Raw genomic sequence first — 22,431 nt, forward strand, 5'->3', positions numbered from 1 at the left:
GTTTCTTTATGCATTGCGCTGTTCTACCGACAAATTTCTAGGAAAGGCTGATACAATCCCACTGAAGTGTCAGCTTTCTTTTAAATCTAGAGTTTTTTGTTTTAAACAATGTTGCACCTCATCACCGCATAGTTAAAGCCGGTCTAGGTCATCGTAGTACGAATTTCAGAAGGGATGTGACAGTAATATGATTTTTCCAGTCAAAAAATTCTTCACCGGTCTTGCCGACTCACTGCTTAGGCCCTGGCTGATCTCGGCGTTAATCATATTTGGCGGCTTTGGCATCACTGCCGGTTTGTGGCGTGATGCACAGCAGATGATGACGGGTGGCCTGCAAGCCGAGTTCGATGTTGCTGCGGATCAAATAGCACATAACTTCCTCAAACGTATCATAGCCTATGAAGTGGTCATGCGAGGAGTTAAAGGTTATTTCGAAGGTTCTAAGTTCATTACTCGCGATGAGTTTCGGACTTACGTCCAAGACCTGCAAATACAGGAAAAAACTCCCGGCGTTCAGGGAATCGGCTTGGTGTTGATAGTGAATAAGGACGACAAAACCAGACATGAAAGCGCAATTCACAAGCAGGACTTTCCTGATTACCGCATCAAGCCGGAAGGCAACCGCGACCGTTATGCTCCTATCGTTTTTATGGAACCTTCGGAAGACAACGCCAAGGCGTTAGGCTTTGATATCCTAACTGTCCCGGAAATCCGGATTGCCTTGGAGCGGTCTGCCGAAACCGGCGAAGTGGCGGTCACTAGTCACATCACCTTAATCCAGGATTCCGGAAAACCGGATTTGTTGGGTTTCGTGATGTACCTGCCTATTTATCGGGATGGCGTAAAACCCGATAAGCAAGCCGATCTGAGCACCGCGATTATCGGCTGGGTGGATGTGCCTTTCCGCATAAATGATTTGATGGCTGGGTTGCGCGGCGAATTCGACCCGGACTTACTGTTGGAAATCCATGACGGAGAGCCAAAATCCGGGCAAACCCGATTATATCGCTCAGACGGCAAGCTTGATCAGGACATACTAACCTCCGGTAATCCGCAGACTCGCCGTCAAGTCAATGTCGGCGATCACCAATGGACGCTGTTAATGTCCACGACACCGGCTTTCGAAGCCCGCATGTCATCTAAGAATCAACCTGTTCAGGTAGCAGTAACAGGTGTTGCAATAACACTGCTATTGAGCGCATTGATCTGGTTCCAGACTAGCCGACGAAATCGCGCCCATGCTTATTTTCGGCAACTGTTTGATCTGGACGGTGACGGTGTCCTGATACTGACCCCCAATTTCAATATAGTTAAAGCGAATCCCGCTGCACTAAATATGCTGGGCTATACCTCTAACGAACTACTTGAACTGCATCTGCCCGATATATTGGCAAAGAAAGAACATCAGCGGCTGGAACCAGCTATTAATCGACTGATGGCCGGTTCATTACATCGGGAAGAATGGCTGCCAGTGCGCAAGGACGGTAGCGAGTTTCTTGTAGAGGTAAGAGCGCACAAGATGGACGACAAGTGTTTCATTGCTGTTTTTCGCGATTTGACGGAACAAAAAAAAGCCGAACAACGTATCCAACGGCTAACGCAACTCTATCAAGCGCTTAGCGAAACCAACCAGGCCATCGTGCGCATGGAAAAGGACACCGATTTGTTTTCTCTGGTCTGCCAGTATGCGGTGCAGTATGGCGGCATGACTATGGCTTGGATAGGCCAACTGGAAGAATCCGGCTCATCGATAGTACCGGTAAGCGCTTACGGCGCCGGATTGGAGTATCTCGATGATCTCACTATCTCCTCAAACGATGATGTTTTGGAAGGATGTGGGCCGACAGGGACGGCATTACGCGAAAACCGTGCAGTCATTATCAACGACTATCTTGCTGCCCCATCGTCCCGTCCCTGGCATGCGCTGGCTAAGCAATTCGGTTGGGATTCAGCGGCAGCTTTTCCCATTCAGCGTAATGACAAGCCCTTTGCGGTATTGAATGTTTATCATACCGAAGCGGACGCCTTCGATACGGAAGCGATATGTTTACTCACCGAGATGGCAGGCGATGTTAGTTTCGCGCTGGACAACTGGGATCGCGAAGTCCGGCGTTTGGCAGCAGAAAAAGCACTTGCTGAAAATGAAGCCAGGATGGCTCTGATACTGGGGAACGTCGGCGCTTTTATCTATCTTAAAGATAGCGAAGGGCGCTACCTGTTCGCCAATCGGCAAGTGCTCGATTTATGGGGAGCAATGCCGGAAGAAGTGATCGGCTTCGGGGATGATAAATTCTTCGATGAGCAAACCGTCGCCCACATACGCGAGACTGACCGGCGCGTATTGGCGGATGGCGAAACTGTCCGGAATGAAGAAACCAATACCGTCTCAAAGACCGGCAAGGCCGCAACCTATTGGACAGTCAAACTGCCTCTGCATCGCCCGGATGGCGGTATTTACGCCCTTTGCGGCATTTCGACCGACATCACCGAACGCAAACAAGCAGAAATAGCGCTACGCGAAGGCGAGGAACGCTACCGCCTGCTGTTCACTGCCAATCCGGTGCCGATGTGGGTGTATGACCTTAACACGCTGGCTTTCATTGCCGTGAACAACGCCGCAATCACGCATTACGGTTATACACGCGAAGAGTTTCTTGACATGACGATCGCCGAGCTTTGGCCGATGGCGGATGTGCCTGACTTACAGGCTAAAACTCAGCAGTCTTCCGGCAATATCGGCATTTACAGGCAGGCTGGTATGTATAGGCATCGTAAGAAAAACGGCAGTTTGATCTGGGTCGAGATTAGCGAGCATACCTTGAATTTTGAAGGGCTGGATGCACAGATTGTACTTGCATTCGATGTCTCGTCGCGCATCGCTTCGGAACAACAATTACGGCTCAACGCACAGGTGTTCGAGTGCAGCCGCGAAGGTATTTTAATCACCGATGCCGACAACAAAATTGTTGCCGTAAATTCAGCTTATTGCGAAATGACCGGTTATAAAGCGGAAGAAGTAATTGGCAAGAACCCTAGTCTTATTTCCTCTGGAAAACACAACAAGACTTTTTACGATGCAATGTGGCGTGATATTTTGAATAACGGACACTGGCAGGGCGAAGTCACCAATTGCCGCAAGAACGGCGACTTTTATACACAGTGGCTCGCCATCAGCACCATTCGCGAGCAGAACGGCCGGATCGCCCACCATATCTGCATCATGAGCGATCTCACGGATTATAAGGCGGCGGAGGAGCTTATCCAGTTTCTCAGCAATTTCGATCCGTTGACCAAGCTGCCAAACCGCGCCCTGCTGCGCGACCGCACTGAACTGGCAATATCCAGCTCAGTGAGAACCGATAGCAGCCTTGCGCTGATGTATATTGACCTTGATCGGTTCAACATCATCAACGACTCGCTAGGCTCCGAAAACGGCGATCTGCTGATCAAGGAATTATCGGTTCGTCTGACCGATCAGTTCCACCCTGACGACACCCTGTGCCGTCAGGGTGGTGACGAATTTATTCTGTTAATACCCAACACGGATGCGGAAGGAACCGCTCATGTGGCAAAAAAAATACTCGAAATCATTGCCCAGCCTTTTGTCATCGGGGACCAGCGTGTCGCCCTGACTGCGAGTATCGGCATTGCCTTATTTCCACAGGATGGCGCCAACTTCGAACAGCTCATCCAGTCGGCAGATGCCGCCCTGTTCCGGGTCAAACAAAGCGGCCGCAACAATTTCCAATTTTTCACCCGGCAGTTGCATGAACAAGTCAAACTGATGCTGCAGATCGAAAATGAATTGCGGCTGGCTCTGGAGCAAGGCCAGCTGCTGTTACATTATCAGCCGCAAGTGGATGCGAAAACCTCGAAAATCATAGGAGCCGAGGCGTTGATACGCTGGCAGCATCCGCAGAAAGGCATAATGTCGCCTGCGCAGTTTATTCCAATTGCGGAAGAAAGCGGCCTAATTATCGATGTAGGCGACTGGGTGTTGAAAACCGCCATTATCCAGCTTACAGATTGGCAGGCTGCCGGGCTTACTATCGTGCCGGTTGCAGTCAATTTATCGGTCGTGCAGTTCCGTCAGGACACACTTTACGGTAAAGTTGCGCAATTGCTGCGTGAATCCAAGCTTGACCCGGCTATGCTTGAACTGGAAATGACCGAAGGCATCGCAATGGAAAATTCAGAGAAAACAATCAGCCTGCTGGATAAACTGCATGCATTAGGCGTCTCGCTCTCGGTAGACGATTTCGGCACCGGCTATTCATCGCTGAGCTACCTGAAACGCTTCAAAATCGACAAACTAAAAATCGACCAGTCCTTTGTACACAGCCTGGGCCATGCTCCCGAAGATGAGGCTATCGTGCTCGCAATCATTAGCCTGGCTAAAAGCCTGGGCTTCAAAACCATCGCGGAAGGCGTGGAAACGCGGGAGCAGCTCGAATACCTGCTTGAGAAACAATGCGATGAAATTCAGGGCTATTATTTCAGTAAACCGGTGCCGGCAGATGTGTTTGCGGACATGTTGCGCAATGGCGGGGAGTGGGCTGAAAAACATCGATAAACATTGCCTGACAAGCGTCATTTACGTCGTTAGGGGATTTAATGATAACGTAAGGCTGTTAAAAACAGAGTAAAAACGGCGCCTTAAGGCGCCGTTTTATTGAGCTGAATAATTGAATTATTTACGATTAGTGATTGCCATGGTTTTGTCATTACCTGTGCTAGAATGCTGGACGTTCACGAACAGTGTGTGAGGGTCTTTACCGAAGTAAATGCCGGTGCCTTCCGCCGGTTTGTCTTTCAAAGAAGCGAACAAATGTACGCCGTCTTGATAGCCGTTGTTGTCAGCGTCTTCAGAAGCTGGATCGAACACCCAAATATCGCTGAAGTCGTTGTCTTCCACCATCCACAACTTGCCGTCAGGACCGCTGGCCAGATTGTCCACTTTCGCGAAGCCGGTCACACCGGTTGACTGGTTTTCAATCGGTGCATTCTTGCCGGCAGCAACGACATATTTGGCAGAAGGCTGTTCGCCCAAATTAACGGCCAGAACCGCGCTACGGCCATTGGTGGCTGTTGGGCTGTCAACGTTTTCGCAAGTCAACGCAACATACAAGGTCGAAGCGATTTTTTCCAAGTCTTCCGGACGGCAGAATTTAGTAGCGCCAACGTTAGCCGCCGCTACACGCGCACTGATTTGTGCTTGCGCCATATCCAGGGCAACCCATTGAGCCGGACCTTGTTTATTGGCCGCATCGACTTTCAATGCGTAGAGTTGACCGTCGCTCAAATCGCCATAGTTAGTCGGTACGAACTTGTAGATCGAGCCGGATGTGTGTTCGTCGATAACATAGACGTTGCCTTCGTCATCGATTTCCAAACCTTCATGCGACAGAGCGCCCAGTTTAGGCAACACGGCTACGCTTTCCATGGCGGTCGGATCGCCGGCTTTCAGTTTCAGTTCATAGACCAGGCCGCTCTTAGCTTGTGGAGCTTCAGGGTCAGGACGCAGAGAATCGATAACTTCTTCTGCAAACAGCACAGTATGCCATGGTGTCCAGACTAGGCCGTCGAGCGCTTCCCAATCCTCACGTCCGACCACTTCCTTGGCTTCCCCGGTTTGCAGGTCAACAACGGAAACCGCGCCGCCGCTGTTACCATCAACACGTAGAGAATTGCCATCGTTGCCGATAGCGCCGCCGCGAACCTCGTGGGTGCGGTACAGATAACGGCCAGCGTGTTTTTGAGTTTCGTTTACTGTATTCATGTCGTGCCAGTCAGTGCCGACATAGATGTTCAGGTCGCTTTCGTCAGAAACAATCGATTGGCTATAGCCTTCAGGGATGACCCAAGGTGTAGTGTTAAGATCGGCAGCGTTTTGCTGGCCGTAGGCGGAACCGGAAATAGGATCAAACGCCATAGGCCCTTGAACTTCCGAATCAGCAATTGCAAGCGAAGGAATAATCGCGCTAATAGCAAGCGCTAATAGTGTTTTCGTAACTTTCATTATGTACTCCGATTAGTATAGGGTTGTTTGGCTGACAGCCAACGCCAATAGTAACTAGCTCATGTGACAAAGCAGAGTAGGTATCGTTACAAGTTAGTTAAGTTAGTGTTACAAAATTAATGCATCGTTTCTTTGAAAGAAGCGCATTGAATGTTCAAGCGATAATTCTGTAATGCACCCGGCTGCTTACCAGCAAAACTACCGGGATGCCCTTAACACTAGCGTGATTACCCGCTACTCAAGCTTGTCGGCAAGTTAAATCAAGGATCTGTAGAAGGATGAGGGCTTTTAATACTAATAATGGAGAGTGGTCGTTAAGGAATGCGCATGAAATAACTTGAGCTAGTTTTATTTTTTTAACTATGAAGAGCATGAAGGGCATGAAGGATTTAACTCTTCATGCCCTTCATGCTCTTCATGGTAATTGCTTAAATTAATTTATGTGTATTCCTAAGTTATTTTTTAACCTCAACTACGATAGCTTCGGTTTTCCAGCCGCCGCCTAGCGCTTTATATAAAACGACTAAATTATTAGAGAGTGCGCCTTCACTGCTAACCAGATTGCTCTGGGCTTGATAAAGCGCCGCTTGGCTTATCAGCACATCGAGAAACGAAGTCAGGCCCTTCTGATAGCGCTCGTTGGCTAATTGAATTGCCAGCCGGTTTGCTGTAACGGCTTTTGTCAGGGCTTTGTGCCGTTCCTGTTCTTTGCTATAAGCAATCAGTGCATCTTCCACTTCCTTAAAAGCCGATAAAACCGTGGACTGATAAGTCAGAAAGGTTTGCTCAAATTGCGCTTTTTTGCTTTCGATATTGGCATTCAGTTTTCCCCAGTTGAAAATCGGCATGGTTAATGACGATGCTGCCGACCATGATTTTCCGATTGGAGTAAAGTCGGTGATAGTCGTGTTTTGTAAGCCGATGAATGCGGCCAGATTGATTTTCGGGTAAAGCTCGGCGGTCGCAACGCCGACGGATGCGTTGGCGACGGCCAGTTGCCGTTCGGCGCGGCGTATATCCGGTCTGCGCTGCAACAACTCGGACGGGAGGTTGGTTATCGCCTTATCGGCAATGATTGGGATAATACCTTGTTGTTCAAGAAGACCAGCTAGCGCACCGGGCTCTTTACCGAGCAATACGCTCAGTGCATGTATCGATTGCTTAACTAATGTTTCATAGTTCGGCAATTGCGCTTCTGTCGTAGCAGTCTGGGCCTCTGCCTGGGCTACTTCCAGCATGCTTGTAAGTCCTGTTTGTTGCCGGATTTGCGTCAGCTCCTGGGTTTCCTGTTGTGCCTGCAAATTTTCACGGGTTATTGCGATCAAGCGTTGATTGGTGCGCAGCTCAATGTAGTTGCGGGCGACGTCCCCTAGTAGAGTCACCAGCACATCCCGGCTGTTTTCCACTTCGACATCAATTGTCGCATCGGCGACTTCTACCGCACGCCTGACGCCTCCAAAAAAATCCAGCTCCCATTGTGCATCAAAGCCCATTTGGAAAATGTTGATGAACTGATTGCCGATACCAAAACCGCCGCCTACAGCAGATGTGCCGCCGGTTTGCGAGGCCGGCGAGGATGTATTGTTAAAACGCCTGCTGACGTTGCTTCTGGCATCCAGGCTGGGCAAACCTGCGGCAATGGTTGCGGAGCGCAGGGCGCGGGCATCTTTAACCCGTTCCAATGTGAGCTTTAAATCCAGGTTGGAGGCGATCGCGTCGCTGATCAGCTTGTCGAGCACCGGATCATTAAAGGCCTTCCACCATTGGTCCAGTTGTTCTGCATGGGGCCCTGTAGCCGCAGTTGTTTCGGTCCATTGACGGGGAACAGGTATTTGGGGCGGTTCATAGTCGGGGCCGACAGCAGGGCAGCCGGATAACAGCAATGCGGCAAAAAGCGCAAGCGGGCGTCTGATCATAACGGCGAACCGCCTTCACTTGCATAATCCTTGGCTTCAATGAAAACGTCCATTTGCTGGCCCACATAGACGGGCAGCTGATTCCGGTCAAAACTGTACAGCGCTTGCAATACGCGGGTATCAACCTGTTCGGTGCTGTCGCCGGTCAACGATTTTTTGGGCACCACATAGGGTTCCACATAAGCAGGAACCAGATCGGTTTTGAAGTTTCGATTGCCGCGCAGATAAGCAACGGCCTTGCTGTTTTTGTCGAACCGCCAGGCATCATTCTCGTCGATGTCTACCCGTACATGCAGCTGATCCATATTACCCAGCACCAGCAGCGGCGTGTTCAGTGCTCCGGCCTGGGCGAACTCGCCCGGACGGATATTGACTTGCAATACTTCGCCATTTACCGAAGCCTGAACGGTGAGTCTGTCCAGTGTGGTTTGCGTAGTTACCAGCGCAGCTTCGGCTTGTTGCACCAGAGCTTCAGCGCTGTCCAGTTTGGCTGTATTGATAAGCAGGGCATTACGGCGTTTAAGAAGCTCCTCGGAACTGATGGCGCGGCGGTCGGTTACTGCTTCGGCCAAATCACTCAGCGATTTGGCATCTTTGACCGATGCTTTGGCTTCGTTAACGCCTGCCCGGGCTTTTGCAAGATCGGCAAGTTTAACGGCCAGTTCGGCACGGGTATCGCGGTCGTCCAGGTAAAACAGCGGCGTACCGGCCTTGACTTTATCGCCGACTTTGACGGCTACGGTCTTCACGATGCCGGACAACGGTGTACCGATGGCAATGTTCTGGCTTTTTGCCTCGACAATACCCGCTCCGGCAATAAACGATTTAAACGGCGCGGAGGCGGGCGGCGCAACAGCGGGAGCAACCGGTACCGGTTTATTGCTGCTGATGACCGTATAGGCCGCAAAAAGGAAGCCGACAGCCGCTAGTATCGGTAATGTGTATTTAATTTGCATACCACCTTCTGTAGATAGTTTTAAATCAAGACATGGTTTTTATAAAGACCGATTCGATTACGTTATCGTCAAATATTGAAAATAACGTAAGCTGCATTTTATTTAGAAAGTAATCAGCTGGAGTGCAAGCTTTGCTTGCGTTTGCAGGCGAAGCCTGCACTCCAGATAATCTGACATGGTTCAACTTAACGGCAATGCTCGTAGTAGTGATGTAATCCCTATTTTTGCACCTTTCATCTTTCATCTTTCACCTCAATAATATGCCCGTCATCCATTTCGGCAATGCGGTCGGCGAACTCAAAAATCCTCGCGTCATGGGTAACGATGACCAGCGTCCGGTCTTTGTGCAAAGCTACGTCCTTGAGCAAGGCCATCACGTTACGTCCTGTTTCATGATCCAGCGAACTGGTGGGTTCGTCGCAAACAATCAGTTTCGGGTTATGAACCAACGCCCGGGCAATGGCCACACGTTGCTGTTGTCCGCCGGAAAGTTCCGAAGATAAAGCGTTCACCCGGCCGCCCAAGCCTACTTGCTCCAGCACAGCGGCGGCTTTGCGCTCGGCCTCGGCGCGTTTCACACCATTGATTAGAAGCGGTACCGACACATTTTCTGCCGCACTAAGCGAAGGCAACAGGTTAAAGGCCTGAAAAACAAAACCGATGTTACGCGCTCTGAAATCCAGTTTGCTCCGGCTGCTCATGTTCAGTAAATCTTCGCCGAACACTTCGCAATAGCCGCTGTCCTGATCGAGGATGCCGGCAATGACTGAAATCAGGGTGGTTTTGCCGCAGCCGGAGGGACCTACCAGCATCATCAGCTCACCCCTTGCAATATCCAGGTTAACTCCGTTGAGTGCGGTTACTTTTTGCTCGCCGGTAGCGTAAATCTTGACCACATTCTGACAGCGCACTGCCAATGATGACGGATCCATGTTTTAGCCTTTAAACACGATAGCAGGTTCCAGGCGGATCACTTTAATGATGCTGATCAGCGCAGCAAAAATACAAATCAGGCCGACTCCGCCGCCGCTGAATAATAATAGCTGCCAGGGAAACTTGAATGCCAATATCGAATGGCGCATCGAATAGCCGAACAATGCAGTCAAGCCCACGCCTAAACCGTAACCGATGGTACCCACTAATACCGCCTGTAGCAAAATCATCCGCAGCAATATCCAGTTGCTGGTGCCCATCGCTTTCAACACGCCGAATTGACGCAGATTCTCCAGCGTGCTGTTGTAGAAAGTCTGCCCTGCAATGGCTGCGCCGACTATAAATCCCAACAACACCGAAATGCCGAAATTAATCGGAATGCCGGTGTTGTGCATGAAATATTCGTACGTGAGGGACATAAACTCTTCCCGCGTATAAGCAGCTAAACCGGTAGTTGCGCGGATACGGCGGGTCAATTCGGCGAGGTCCTGCCCTTGCTTGGCTTTAACCAAAACAAAAGACAACAGCTTCCGCTCCCTCGGTGCGTAGCTTTTGGCACGGGAATAAGTGGTATAGACCACGGGCTGGGACTGAAAAGTGCGGGTAACTTTGGCGATGCCCACAACGATGGCGCGGTGATCGTTTAACTCCAGACTGTCACCGACTTTAAGCGGGATAGGTTTGCCGCCGGGCGCCGGCGAAGGCTTGCCCAGTTTGTCCCTGGCGCCGTCTATATCGACGATAACACTGTCGCTTCGACGCAAATCTTCAACCGTTCCTTCGAGCATGACCGGCGGGCCGCCGATTAAGGTGGCGTCGTCTAAGCCGATGACATTGCAGGTCTGGAACGTGCCGTCCATCAGCCGGGCTTTTAAGAGCCCCTTGTACATCGGCATGGCCCACTCCACACCGGAAATGCCGCGCACCCGGTAAAGCTCGGTGTCCTGCAAAGGCTTAATGTCATCGACGAACTGCACTTTCGAGTCCATTACCCATATGTCCGGTAAGCCCACATCCGATATAAAACTGTAAGAACGCGCCATCAGCCCCAAAAAAATAGCCGGTTGCTGAGTCATGATCAACGAGGCAAACGTCAGCCCCATGACAATACCGAGGTATTTGCCTCTATCTCCCATCAGCATTTTTATGGCGATGTGGTTCATGATGTTGAGCTCTTCGTGGCTGGATTTAGAAAATTCTATCACGCAATGCAAATTGACAACGTATAGCCGTATTCATAGAATACAAGCCATGAACCACATGAACTTATCCCTGAAAATCAGCGCACGATGGCTGCGAAAGATTATTTGCTTTCACCGCAGTGCTGTTTTTTTGGTTCATTAATTCCATTTTAGCAAAGCAACTGCGGGTCTTGTCCCCGTTGCTTTGGTAGTCTTTCCGGCAAGATTCGCAGTTTTTCCATCTTAAGAAGAAGCTTGTGCATCAACCCGAATCCGTTATACCGCAAAACAATCGTCAGGCTATTTTCGGTTACCTGTTTGTGTTACTCGGCGCATTTGGCTTTTCAGCCAAAGCGGTACTGGTCAAATTGGCTTACAGTTACAGTCATCAACTGGATGCGATCACCTTGATGGTGCTGCGCATGGCGATTTCGTTGCCGTTTTTCCTGGCAGTTGCGTTATGGTCGGCTAACGGTTCGGCAAAAGCAAACGATGCGCAGCGCTTAAACAGGCAAGACTGGCTGATGATTTTCGGCTTAGGCCTGTTGGGTTATTACATAGCCAGCTTCCTTGACTTTACAGGGCTGCAATATATTTCGGCAGGCCTTGAGCGCTTGATAATCTTCCTCTACCCGACTTTTGTCGTTTTGTTTACGGCGGCAGGGCAACGCAAAGCCATCAATCGTCATCAGGCGCTTGCGTTAGTTTTAAGTTATGCCGGGATGGTGTTGGTGTTTGTCGACAACGCAGCCGCAATGGCATCGTCGGGCCTGTTGTTAGGTTCGGCATTGGTTTTGGCTAGCGCGATCGCGTTTGCTTTCTTCTTAATGGGCAGCGGCATGATGGTCAAGCGGATAGGTTCGACGCGATTTACCGCCTATTCGATGACGGTAGCCTGTCTGGCAACCTGTCTGCATTTCGTGATTCAGCATGGCGTTGAATTCTTGAATTTGCCGGACAAGGTTTATTTGGTGGCGCTGATCATGGCGGTTTTTTCGACCGTGCTCCCGGCATTTTTTATGAATGCAGGGATCAGGCGCATCGGCGCCGGTTCGGCATCTATTATTAGTTCTATAGGGCCGATAGGTACGTTGGTACTGGCTTTTTTATTGTTAGGCGAGACGTTGACATTGGCACAACTTGGCGGGACTGTTCTGGTGTTGATCGGCGTTTATGTGATCAGCCGGGCTAAGTAACTGATTCAAAAAAAGCAAAAACAGTGAAGTTATATATGCCTTTTTTTAACAAACCAATGTGAGCCCTGGGAATAGCTGGCATATTGCAGAAAATGTTTATAGAAAACCCCGGCTATAAAATAACTTCATCCTGTATCATGTAAGGCTATTATTTATGGGCTCTACTACAGGTGCCCTCGATGAGGCTATATGATAGAATCAAATAGTTATGAAAATACTAAATATTCATTTTAAAAACATCAATTCATTGGAAGGAGAGAGCCGGATCGATTTTGAGCTGGCTCCTTTTTCGGATACCGGGGTTTTTGCCATTACCGGTCCTAACGGATCGGGAAAGTCCAGTATTTTAGATGCGATTACACTGGGCTTGTATGGCGAGACTTTCCGGTTCGATCGCCCTGCCAAACATGTGATGACCCAGCACACGGCCGAGTGTTTTTCGGAAATTGAATTTGTTCTGGATCAGGTGAAATACCGATCCAGCTGGCATGCGCAACGGGTAGATGCAAATCCCGAGGGCGAGTTAACGCCGCCTGAAATGAAGTTGATCCGTTTAAGCGATAACGAAGTGCTGGCAACCACAGCTCAACAGGTCTGCTCGCGTATTACCGAAATTACCGGGATGAATTTCCGTAATTTCACCCGCTCAATAATGCTGGCGCAGGGCGATTTTGCCGCATTCCTGAACGCGCTGGACAATGAGCGCATGGATATCCTGGAAAAAATCATCAGCGCCGATATTTATACGGACTATAAAAATGAAGTCCTTCAAAAAGCCGCCGATGCGCAGCAACGTTTGGATTATTTAAAACAGGATTTGTCGGTGATACCGGCCATGGGGCCGGAGCAACTGGAAGCCTGGGAACATGATTTGATCGATTTTAACGATCAAGCCGCCGAGTTGTGGGAGCGGCAAAGCCATCTAAAGCAACAACAAGCCTCATTGCAAAATGTATTGGTTTTGCAAAACCGGATTGCCGACCAGGAAAAAAACCTGCAACAAGCTAAAGCACTGGCAGCAAGCGAACAGCAAAAGCTGCATCGGCTGGCTATGGCTCAGGACGCCCTGCTGTTTAAAGACGATGTACAGGTGATTAAGGATAAAAATCACGAGATTCATCAGGGTAAAGCCATACTGGCGGACTTTAAGGGCGAACTCAGGCAGATACAAGACCGAATCGGCGCAAACAAAGCCGCTACTCCGGACGGCTTACCGCAAAAATCGGTTACGGAACAAGGGCGAGCGATAACCGATCTTAGAACTCAAATAGGTCTGCTTACTTCGCAGCGGCTGTCGGAATCCGACTTATGGCAATCTTTGGGCACGCAGATTGATGAGAAAACATCCGTTCTTGCCTCGGTGTCAAAATGGCTGGAAGATCATGCGGTGGATGAATCTTTATTGGCCAGCTTTCCTGAAACAGTCAAATTAAAAAATCTCCGGGCCGATTTGCTTGAGTTAAAAGAAAAGCAAAAAGCATTCGCCCGATGGTCGAAAAATTCCGCCTCATCGCTGAAAAATAACCAATCCGCCATTGCGCAGGAAAATAAAAGAATTACCGAATTAAACCGCCAACTGCCACTATCGAAAAAGGCGCTGGATGAGTTGGCGCAAGGCAAAAATCTGGCTGAACTTGAGGAATTTCGGCAAGAACAGCAAGAACGGGTTAAAGATTTTCGGGAACTTTATAACCTGACCGTGGCGAATCAAAAGCTAAGTAAGAGTCGCTTTAGCTTTTTCGGCATCTTTGGCCGTAAAGAGCAACCGGATCATGATATTGAGCAACTAGAGTCTGAACTTGAAGCGTTAAAACAGGAAATAATCCGGGAAGAAAATATTAGGCTCACGCTGGAAACGGCTGTTTTCCGTGAAACGCTGTTAAAAAAAATGGCGGCAGACCGGTCGCATCTGGTCGATGGCGAGCCTTGCTTTTTATGCGGTTCTTTAAAACATCCTTATGCCGAACATCCACCGAAAGAGGCCAATTCCCAACAGGCCTTGGCTGATCAGAAAACAAAAATAAGGACGTTAAAAGTGACCGGCGGCAAACTGGCGCAGCAAATTAAAACGGCGCGAAAACTGGCGGAAAAGAATCAGGCTAACCACACAGAGCTGCTAAGGATCAGGTCCCAATGGCAAACTTTAAGTAACCGGCTTTATATAGCTAGTGAAAACTTAAATATCAATAAAGTACGCTTGATGAGAAGCTTGTTAAGCGCTGAAATTAAGGAATTAAAAACCATAACCAGTGTGGTTGCCGCTTATCGCGGCAAGCAGGCCGGCATTGAGCAATTAGAGGCTTTAATCGCCAGAGGCAAAGCCACGGTTGAACGCCTGAAGTTAACCACTCGAGAGCTGGATGCCGAACGGCTACAGCGTCCCAAGGAAGAGATCGATTACGAAGCCGTATTGGCGGCACGGCAACAGGAAGAACAACAACTGGCCGACAAGGTGCTTGGTCAATTAGCTTCGCTGGGCGAAAAAATGCCTTCCAAAGGCAAGGAAGATGCATTGTTCGACCGGTTGAATGCGCGTCGACAAGACTATCAAAGCTATCTTATCCGTCGAAAAAACTTAAGCGAAGAGCTGGAAGGGTTGAAAGCAAAAGCGGAGCAGTGCCAAGTTGAAATTGCCGCATGCAATGAGAAACTGGAGCGATATAACCTTGAGTTGCAAAGCGAGGAAATCATCGGCCTGCATTTGGCCTTGATTGAAAAGCAAAAGCTGATTGCCAACAAGGAACAGCTTATTGCCAGCCAAGAAGCTGAGCTGGGTATGTTGAAGCGGGTACTACAAGACAAAATCCAGGGCACTTCGTTTACCAGCCTGCATGAGCTGACTGAAATGCTGGAACTGTTGCAACACCAGCCTGAACTGGAGCGGCATGTCGCGGAGCTGGAGCAGGAAATAGACGCCAGAACTATTGAGTTGGAACAAAGCCGATTGGAGTTGGAAGCTGAAACTGCGCCGGTTGCAGATGAGTTAAGCCCGGAAGAATTGGACGCCCAACTGCGGAGCGTTACCGAAAAACTGGATATAGCCTATCTTGAAGTACAGCGCCTGGAACTGCTGTTGGATGAGCAAAAACAATTCCAGCAAAAAGCCGATGCGATTTTGGCTCAGTTGCAGGATCAAGAAGAAGTTACCCGGCTGTGCAACGCCGAGGCCGCTCAAATAGCCGAGGAAAGCGGCATGGCTTTTCGCCGTCGGGTACAAAAACGGGTCGCCGAGCGGCTATTGTCCCAAACCAATGCGGTGCTGGAAAAAGTCAGCGGCCGCTATTACTTACGGCAGATGCCCAGTGAGCAGGGGCTAGCGCTGGAAGTTGAAGACACTTACCAAGGAAATGTGCACCGGCTGCCCAAAACCTTGTCCGGCGGCGAGAGTTTTGTCGTGAGCCTGTCGTTGGCGCTGGGGCTTTCGGAATTAGCCAATAACGGCAAGGCCGTGGATTCGTTGTTTCTCGATGAAGGCTTCGGTAATTTGGATGCGGAAACGCTTTATTCGGTCATCAGTACCCTGGAAAGCTTGCATACTCACGGCAAAACCGTCGGCGTTATTTCCCATATCGAAGGCGTTCAAAAACGTTTTAAAGCCCAACTGCAAGTGGTTAAAAAACCTAACGGCATGGGTATGTTGAAACAAGCTTCATAGCAGGACGGAGTACTCTAACCCCGCCCTGCTCTTGATAGTTATATATGCAACACTTTTAGCGTAGCTTGTCTCCAAGTGCTGCCATAACGCATTAGTCGCCGAATTTAATCGAAGCAATAATTTGCTGCAAAGCCGGACGGCATTCTTCAAAGTGTTCGGTTTCCGCAGCAGCCATCATATTGATGTAATAGTTCTGCCGATCATAGGATTGATAAATAATGCGTTGATGGCCTCCGGCCTGACCTTTTTCAGTCAACTCCCAACCTCTTGTAAACCGCACTTTTTTGCCTTTTTCCATGCCTGATTCATCCCTGCGCTTGGCGGAAAGGTTTTTATCAATTTTGATATCTTTCTTGGCGCTGTCTAAAGAAGCCTTAACCGAAGCTTCCGCAGGAAAATCCATTTGCATGCGCGTCATATTAAACTGAAAACTACATGTTTTAGCCAGCGGCTCCTGCATGAACACAACCGTATCGGAATTAACATCCCCGCTTTGCTTCGACCAACCGGCCGGTATAACAAAAGAGAAGTTGCGGTCTTTATTTTTGTAAGTTACCGCTTCAGTGGATCCCGTCGCACCACCCGCCGCAGCCTGCGGCTGAACTGAGGATGAAGCGGGGCTAAGCGATTGATTAAGAAGTCCCTGCCCTACATTAGCGGAGTTACAGCCCACCAAAAGAACAGTGCACGCTAAGGTTGTTACTCCGGCCGAAAATAATACTTTATTATTGTTCATTATTAATTTCCTTAAAATTATTGTTTTTTGAAAATTTTACAGCAATCGGAATTTAACCCCTTTTTTCAACACTGACTAGCTTTTATTTTCCAATTCGTTGATAAATTAAATAAAAATCATGTTGTCATCCACGGCAGATCCGGTGCAAACTTAGCCGTGTAGCTTGGGTGGCTTCTTTTTGCAATCCAACATATTGGCGCAGTAATATGCCGAATCGATAATGGTCCATTTTTTAAATGGCTATTAAAAAGTCCTGTTACTGAGAGGCGTTGTATTTTGTTGTGTTATAACTTTCGCTGGATTTGACAAAAAGAGACTCGAATGATGGCGGCAATTACGTTTGATATCTTGAAATATGCAAATAGGCTAAAAGCGGCTGGAGCCGAGTCACGTATAGCAGAGGCTGAAGCAGAAGCGTTAGCCGAAGTTTTTAAGCTGAATTTGATCGAAGTGGCTACTCGTGAAGACTTAAAACACATGGAAGAACGATTGCTTCAACTTGAACAACGTATGATTATCAAATTAGGCGGGTTAATGGTTGTCGCAATAGGGGGCTTGAAAATTTTATAGGTTTGAGAATACTAAGCCTTTAAGGCAAATAAACACTCCATTTCATTCCTCCGAGCGTCTCGCTCTTCTTGCCTTCCAGTTGTCCGCCAAGCAGTCGAACTAATTCATGGACAACAGCCATACCGATTCCGTGCCCGTGGATATTCTCATCGGCCCTGACGCCCCTTTTTAAAATCTCGGCCAGCTTTTCCGGAGGGATTCCTGGCCCGTCGTCTTCAATTTCCAGTAACACTGAAAAATTCCGCCTGCCTTTGCGTTGATTAACGGAAACGCTGGCTTTTACTGTACGCTTACACCACTTGCAGGCGTTATCCATCAGGTTTCCGGCAATTTCATAAAGATCGCCTTCTTCGTAATAAATCGGGCTTTGTTCCGGCACAGTCATATCGAAAGTTATATTTTTATCGACATAAACTTTACCCAGAGATGCGTTTATTTTTTTTATTATTGTTGATAAATCCACGGTCCCAGCGGTTTTATGCTCGCCTTTTGCCGCCGCCCGCTGTAATTGATACTCGACGATTTCATTCATACGGAAAATCTGTTCTTTTACCGTCTCCTTGTTAACATTGAAAGATTCGGCGCAGCCGCGCAGTATCGATAGCGGCGTTTTCAGGCTGTGCGCCAAATCGGCCAGGGCATTGCGATAGCGTTCCAGATGCGCCCGCTCACTGTTGATGAAAGCGTTAAGGTTTCCGGCAAGCCCTTCCAGTTCGGTTGCATAATCTCCGTCCAAATGGGTTTTGCGCCCCTTTTCGATAGCTTCAAGATCTTTTACGACAATCCGTAAAGGCTTCAAGCCCCAGCGCAACAAGGTCAGCTGGATAAATATCAAAACCAGGCCTAACGCCAGCAGCCATGTTCTTAAGGTTTCTCTAAAACGCTCCATCTGACTGCTGACAAACTGCGCATCTTCGGTCACGGTAAAGATGTATTCGCGCTCTATGCCGACGACGTTTTTCCAGATAACCGCGTAATGCAGCGCGTAACGACCCTGTTCGGTTAATAAAAATTCAAAGTGGCCTGCGCTTAATTCTGGTGGAGGCTTTATATTGAGACCGATGGCAGATGGCGAGCGCCAGACCAGATTTTTTTTTGCCAAATGTATAAAGCCATAAAGACCGGAACCAGGGGTTGCAAACCGCGGCTCCGGTAAATTAGGCGGCATGCTTAAGTCTCCGGAGTTTTTAAGTTCGGCGGCAGACAACAGCGAGTACACATGAACCTGCAATTTTTCCTGTAATGCCTGTTCGGCGCTCTCAAGAAAGCCTCGTTCAAGCACCACAGAAGCCAAGGCGAAGAATGCAGCAAGCACAAGGCCGGCCGAAAGCAGCAGTCGAAAGCTTAACGATCTAACTTGCATTCGGATTTGAGGATCGAATCAATCGCGCTCGGCATGAATCGTATAACCCCGGCCACGCAAGGTTTCAATGGGTTTGCGCGTGCCGTCCGGATCGAGCTTTTTTCTCAATCGACCGATAAAAACTTCGAGAACATTGCTGTCGCGCTCAAAGTCTTCATCGTAAATATGCGCAGTCAAAACGGATTTTGAAACCACTTCGCCTTTGCGAAACATCAGGTATTCCAGCACCTTGTATTCGTAAGCGGTTAATTCCTGCCTGACGCCGGACACGGTCACTTCCTGGGCCACGGTGTCCAGTTCGATATTGTCATGGGTTAATACCGGATGGGCGACTCCGGCCGACCGCCTTATCAAGGCGTTAATCCTGGCCAGTAACTCTTCATAATGAAAAGGTTTAACCAGGTAATCATCGGCTCCCGCTTCCAATCCCTCTACTTTTTCCTGCCAACGGCTACGCGCGGTTAAAATTAGGATAGGGACTGCGATTTTGTCTTTACGCAAGCGCTTGATCAGTTCGATGCCGGAAAAATCGGGCAGGCCGATGTCGACCACGGCCGCATCAATCGGATATTCCTTGCCCATGTAATAACCGTCGCGGCCGGTATTTGCAGTATCAACGGCAAAACCTTTATCGGCAAAGAACTGCTGGATTTGTTCGCAGAGTTTTACTTCATCTTCAACAACTAGGATACGCATGTTTTTCGTCTGTTGAGGTTAACTCACTAATTGGCCGGTTTCGGCATCGATTTTGTAATATTGGATGCGGCCATCGGGCGTCAGCACTTTGATGATATAGACTTCCTTGCCATCAATTATTTCTATTTGCGCGCCCAGCACCTTGTTGTAGGTGCCTTCGATAATTTGCTTGGTAGCCTCGTCCAAACTGACATTTGCCAATAGCTTGGTTTCTGCAAAACAGCTATTGGAAAACAACAAGGCGGCTATAACGGCTTTAAGCAAATTTCTCATGGGCAATCCAAGCTATCTGGGCATAATATGTCTGTTCAACGTAACTACAAAAATAGAACGCGGATGACACAGATGATTATGATAAACGCGGATAACCTAGAAATGGCAATCAACTGATTTTTCCAGGATAATCCAAAAAATCTTATTCAATCATAAGTATCAGCTTCATCTGCGTCCTATTACTGAGCAAAGAGCATTTTAACCCATCACACTGAATCGATACTGAACATTTAATGTAACGACACGCCCTGTGCCAGACTGCCGATTGCTTGTCCGAACGATGCGCCCAATTTGCCCGCAATTTTATCCAGCAAATGTTCTTGTTGGCTAAAATCAACTAATGTTTCCGCGCCGATCAATTCCTTGGCAACATAAGCCTGATTGCCCACGGCATCGACTATACCCAGCTTTACGCCTTGTTCACCGGTCCAAACCAGGCCTGAAAACATGTCGGGATCTTCTTTAAGCCGGTCGCCGCGGCCGGCTTTAACCGCGCTGATAAATTGCTGGTGTACTTGGTTTAACAGGGTTTGCACATAGCGGGACTCGTCTTCTTTAGGCGGCAAGAAAGGATCGAGCATAGCTTTATGCGCGCCTGCTGTGAACAGCCGGCGTTCTACGCCCAGCTTTTGCATGACGTCGACAAAACCGAAGCCATCCATCAATACGCCTATAGAGCCGACCAGGCTGGAGGGATTCACAAAAATCTTGTCGCTGGCCGAGACGATAAAATAACAGCCTGATGCGCAAATATCGCTGACCACTGCATAAATCGGCAAGTTGGGATGTTCTTTTTTGATTTTCCTGATTTCTTCATAGACGTAAGAAGATTGCACAGGACTGCCGCCCGGAGAGTTGGCATTTAGAATAATACCTTTGGTGTGCTCGTCTTTGACTGCATTTTGCAAGCTTTCGATAATGCTGTCGGCATTAGCCTCTTTGCCTTCGGCAATCATGCCGACCACATCGATAACGGCGGTATGATCTTTATTGTCTGCGCCAAAATCCCGGCTGATTTTGGGATACATAACAGCGATGAACAAGGCGATCAAATACATAAACATTAAGCTTTTAAAGAAAATGCCCCAACGTCTTGCCCTGGTTTGCTCGGTGACAGCAGCTAGCGCCAACTTTTCAATGACCTCTCGCTCCCAACCGGATTCGTGTATAACTTCTGGTTTGCTCTGATTGTCCATGCTTTGTTAACCTCTAATGATATTCAGTAATTCCGCCGGTTGCTGTAAGCACATCAACGGGCTGTATTGTTGCAATATGTCTTTCGGATGCGCTCCGCATGACACCGCTATAGATGATATTTGGGCATTCATCGCCATTTGCAAGTCATGGGTGGAATCGCCCACCATTAAACTTCGTTCATTTGCTGCATTGGCATGCTGCATAATCTGATGCAGCATTAATGGATCCGGTTTAGAGGCGGTCTCGTCGGAGCAACGGGTAATGCAAAATAAGTCTTCGGTATCCGTCGCCTCTAGTGCTTGCTGCAATCCTGTCCGGGTTTTACCGGTAGCGACGGCCAGTTGATAACCCGTCTGTTTCAATTCCACCAACATTTCGTAAACGCCGGGAAACAAATCGTCCCGGCTTAACTGCCTGGATAAATAAGTTTGCTGGTAACAGGCTGTCAATTTTGGCAGCGTTGCATCACCGGCGCCCGGAAATAGCGTGGCACAGGCGTTGGTAATGCTCAGGCCGATCACGTCTTTTGCCGCCTGTGGTTCGGGAATCTCGTAGCCGCACTGCTTTCCGGCCGTTTGCAGGCAGTATACAATCCAGTCTATCGAATCGATCAGGGTGCCGTCCCAATCGAATATGATTAAATCAAACCTGTTCTTCATGTTTTAACAAATCTTCCAATTGCTGTGGCAGAGGCGCCAAAATGGTTAGCGGTGCGCCGGTAACCGGATGCTGAAATTTTAATTTTTCCGCGTGCAGGAACATGCGCTTATAGCCTCGGTCTTTAAATCCGCGGTTAATTTCATCGCGTCCATAACGCTCGTCACCGACGATAGGATGCCCGAGACTCGCGGCGTGAACGCGTATTTGATGGGTACGGCCGGTTTTTGGCGACGCTTCAACCAGCGTCGAATCGCCAAATATTTTCAAGCGCCGAAACAGCGTCTCGGCCTCCTTGCCGGCTTGGCTGATCACAACCACGCGCTCGCCGCCTTTGCTGATGTTTTTCAGCAAAGGGGCTGTGACAACCAGTTTTTTCCTGGCCCATTGCCCTGCCAACAGGGCCAAATAAGTTTTATGGATGTGATTGTCGCGAAACAGTTCATGCAACAGTTTCAGCGCGCTACGCTTTTTGGCAATGATCAGGCAGCCGGAAGTATCTTTATCGAGTCGATGCACGAGTTCTAAAAAATGTGCATCCGGTCTTAACAGACGCAGTCCTTCGATAATGCCGGAACTAACGCCGCTACCGCCATGTACAGCGTAACCGGCCGGTTTGTTAACAATCAGGAAACCTTCATCTTCAAACAAAATGCCTTGTTGCAAAGCGGCTTGCAATCCCTGTGGAACATACGATTCTTCGCTGCGTTCGGCCACCCGGACCGGAGGAATTCTGACTATATCGCCTGTAATTAGCCGGTATTTAACGTCGACGCGTCCTTTATTAACCCTTACTTCACCTTTACGAACAATCCGGTAAATCCGGCTTTTAGGTACGCCTTTCAAGCGGGCAATTAAAAAGTTATCCAATCGTTGATCGCTATGTTCTTCTGTAATCTCGACCAGTTGGACTTGGGGTGTTACGGTTTTTTCTTCACTATTCATGATGCAAATAATACCAGCATCTGGTTATGATTGATTCTTTAAATTGATGTATGACAATAAGATTGCTATATTAAGCTAGTTTTTTATATAAAAAACATACTTTTGCTCTGCGGTTTTTCACTAATAAAACTGCCTTGG

General features: G+C 48.6%; 16 protein-coding genes. 4 read left to right on the top strand and 12 right to left on the bottom strand.

The annotated features are described in order from the left end of the window. Positions 1 to 187 precede the first annotated feature (187 nt). Positions 188 to 4,573, top strand: a complete 4,386-nt coding sequence (locus EPO18_RS11315; RefSeq protein ID WP_292433475.1) for an EAL domain-containing protein — start codon at positions 188 to 190, stop codon at positions 4,571 to 4,573. A gap of 117 nt (positions 4,574 to 4,690) precedes the next feature. Here the strand turns inward: EPO18_RS11315 and EPO18_RS11320 are convergent, their stop codons facing one another. The 5 genes from EPO18_RS11320 to EPO18_RS11340 form a co-directional block, all read right to left on the bottom strand. Beyond that, positions 4,691 to 6,019 carry an alkaline phosphatase PhoX gene (locus tag EPO18_RS11320; RefSeq protein WP_292433476.1) on the bottom strand — a complete coding sequence of 443 codons (1,329 nt, stop codon included), beginning with the start codon at positions 6,017 to 6,019 and terminating at the stop codon, positions 4,691 to 4,693. A 455-nt stretch (positions 6,020 to 6,474) separates the two neighbouring features. Beyond that, positions 6,475 to 7,935 (bottom strand): efflux transporter outer membrane subunit, encoded by a 1,461-nt coding sequence (locus tag EPO18_RS11325; protein WP_292433477.1) that lies wholly within the window; start codon positions 7,933 to 7,935, stop codon positions 6,475 to 6,477. Then, the gene (locus tag EPO18_RS11330) at positions 7,932 to 8,891 is read right to left on the bottom strand and encodes an efflux RND transporter periplasmic adaptor subunit (RefSeq protein WP_292433478.1); all 960 of its coding nucleotides are present in this window, start codon (positions 8,889 to 8,891) and stop codon (positions 7,932 to 7,934) included. Before EPO18_RS11330 ends, EPO18_RS11325 begins: the two co-directional genes overlap by 4 nt. 233 nt (positions 8,892 to 9,124) lie before the next feature. Further along, a complete protein-coding gene (locus EPO18_RS11335) occupies positions 9,125 to 9,823 on the bottom strand; it encodes an ABC transporter ATP-binding protein (protein ID WP_292433479.1) in 699 nt (232 codons plus the stop codon). A 3-nt stretch (positions 9,824 to 9,826) separates the two neighbouring features. Then, on the bottom strand, positions 9,827 to 10,987 hold the full coding sequence (locus EPO18_RS11340) for an ABC transporter permease (protein ID WP_292433480.1): 1,161 nt from the start codon (positions 10,985 to 10,987) through the stop codon (positions 9,827 to 9,829). Between the two features lie 275 nt (positions 10,988 to 11,262). Here EPO18_RS11340 and EPO18_RS11345 point away from each other — a divergent pair, with 275 nt between their 5' ends. Both EPO18_RS11345 and EPO18_RS11350 read left to right on the top strand, forming a co-directional pair. After that, positions 11,263 to 12,201: a DMT family transporter gene (locus EPO18_RS11345; RefSeq protein WP_292433481.1), complete on the top strand. Its 939-nt coding sequence runs from the start codon at positions 11,263 to 11,265 to the stop codon at positions 12,199 to 12,201. Between the two features lie 208 nt (positions 12,202 to 12,409). Continuing rightward, positions 12,410 to 15,856: an AAA family ATPase gene (locus tag EPO18_RS11350; RefSeq protein WP_292433482.1), complete on the top strand. Its 3,447-nt coding sequence runs from the start codon at positions 12,410 to 12,412 to the stop codon at positions 15,854 to 15,856. Between the two features lie 91 nt (positions 15,857 to 15,947). Here EPO18_RS11350 and EPO18_RS11355 read toward each other — a convergent pair whose 3' ends face one another. Beyond that, positions 15,948 to 16,592, bottom strand: a complete 645-nt coding sequence (locus EPO18_RS11355) for a hypothetical protein (protein ID WP_292433483.1) — start codon at positions 16,590 to 16,592, stop codon at positions 15,948 to 15,950. Positions 16,593 to 16,913: 321 nt separating this feature from the next. Here EPO18_RS11355 and EPO18_RS11360 point away from each other — a divergent pair, with 321 nt between their 5' ends. Continuing rightward, a complete protein-coding gene (locus EPO18_RS11360; RefSeq protein WP_292433484.1) occupies positions 16,914 to 17,162 on the top strand; it encodes a DUF1640 domain-containing protein in 249 nt (82 codons plus the stop codon). Positions 17,163 to 17,181: 19 nt separating this feature from the next. Here EPO18_RS11360 and EPO18_RS11365 read toward each other — a convergent pair whose 3' ends face one another. The 6 genes from EPO18_RS11365 to rluC form a co-directional block, all read right to left on the bottom strand. Then, positions 17,182 to 18,525 carry an ATP-binding protein gene (locus tag EPO18_RS11365; RefSeq protein ID WP_292433485.1) on the bottom strand — a complete coding sequence of 448 codons (1,344 nt, stop codon included), beginning with the start codon at positions 18,523 to 18,525 and terminating at the stop codon, positions 17,182 to 17,184. Between the two features lie 18 nt (positions 18,526 to 18,543). Then, complete coding sequence (locus tag EPO18_RS11370) at positions 18,544 to 19,221, bottom strand: response regulator transcription factor (protein WP_292433486.1); 678 nt, start codon at positions 19,219 to 19,221, stop codon at positions 18,544 to 18,546. A gap of 18 nt (positions 19,222 to 19,239) precedes the next feature. Next, positions 19,240 to 19,494 carry a PepSY domain-containing protein gene (locus EPO18_RS11375; protein ID WP_292433487.1) on the bottom strand — a complete coding sequence of 85 codons (255 nt, stop codon included), beginning with the start codon at positions 19,492 to 19,494 and terminating at the stop codon, positions 19,240 to 19,242. 230 nt (positions 19,495 to 19,724) lie between these two features. Then, on the bottom strand, positions 19,725 to 20,690 hold the full coding sequence (sppA, locus tag EPO18_RS11380; RefSeq protein ID WP_292433488.1) for a signal peptide peptidase SppA: 966 nt from the start codon (positions 20,688 to 20,690) through the stop codon (positions 19,725 to 19,727). A gap of 6 nt (positions 20,691 to 20,696) precedes the next feature. Then, positions 20,697 to 21,350 (bottom strand): HAD family hydrolase, encoded by a 654-nt coding sequence (locus EPO18_RS11385; protein WP_292433489.1) that lies wholly within the window; start codon positions 21,348 to 21,350, stop codon positions 20,697 to 20,699. Further along, positions 21,334 to 22,293, bottom strand: coding sequence for a 23S rRNA pseudouridine(955/2504/2580) synthase RluC (rluC, locus tag EPO18_RS11390; RefSeq protein WP_292433490.1), 960 nt, complete (start codon positions 22,291 to 22,293; stop codon positions 21,334 to 21,336). The genes EPO18_RS11385 and rluC overlap by 17 nt, the downstream gene beginning before the upstream one ends. Between the last annotated feature and the right edge of the window lie 138 nt (positions 22,294 to 22,431).

Origin of the sequence: Methylobacter sp. (assembly GCF_004322395.1) — a bacterium.
Lineage (GTDB): Bacteria > Pseudomonadota > Gammaproteobacteria > Methylococcales > Methylomonadaceae > Methylobacter_A.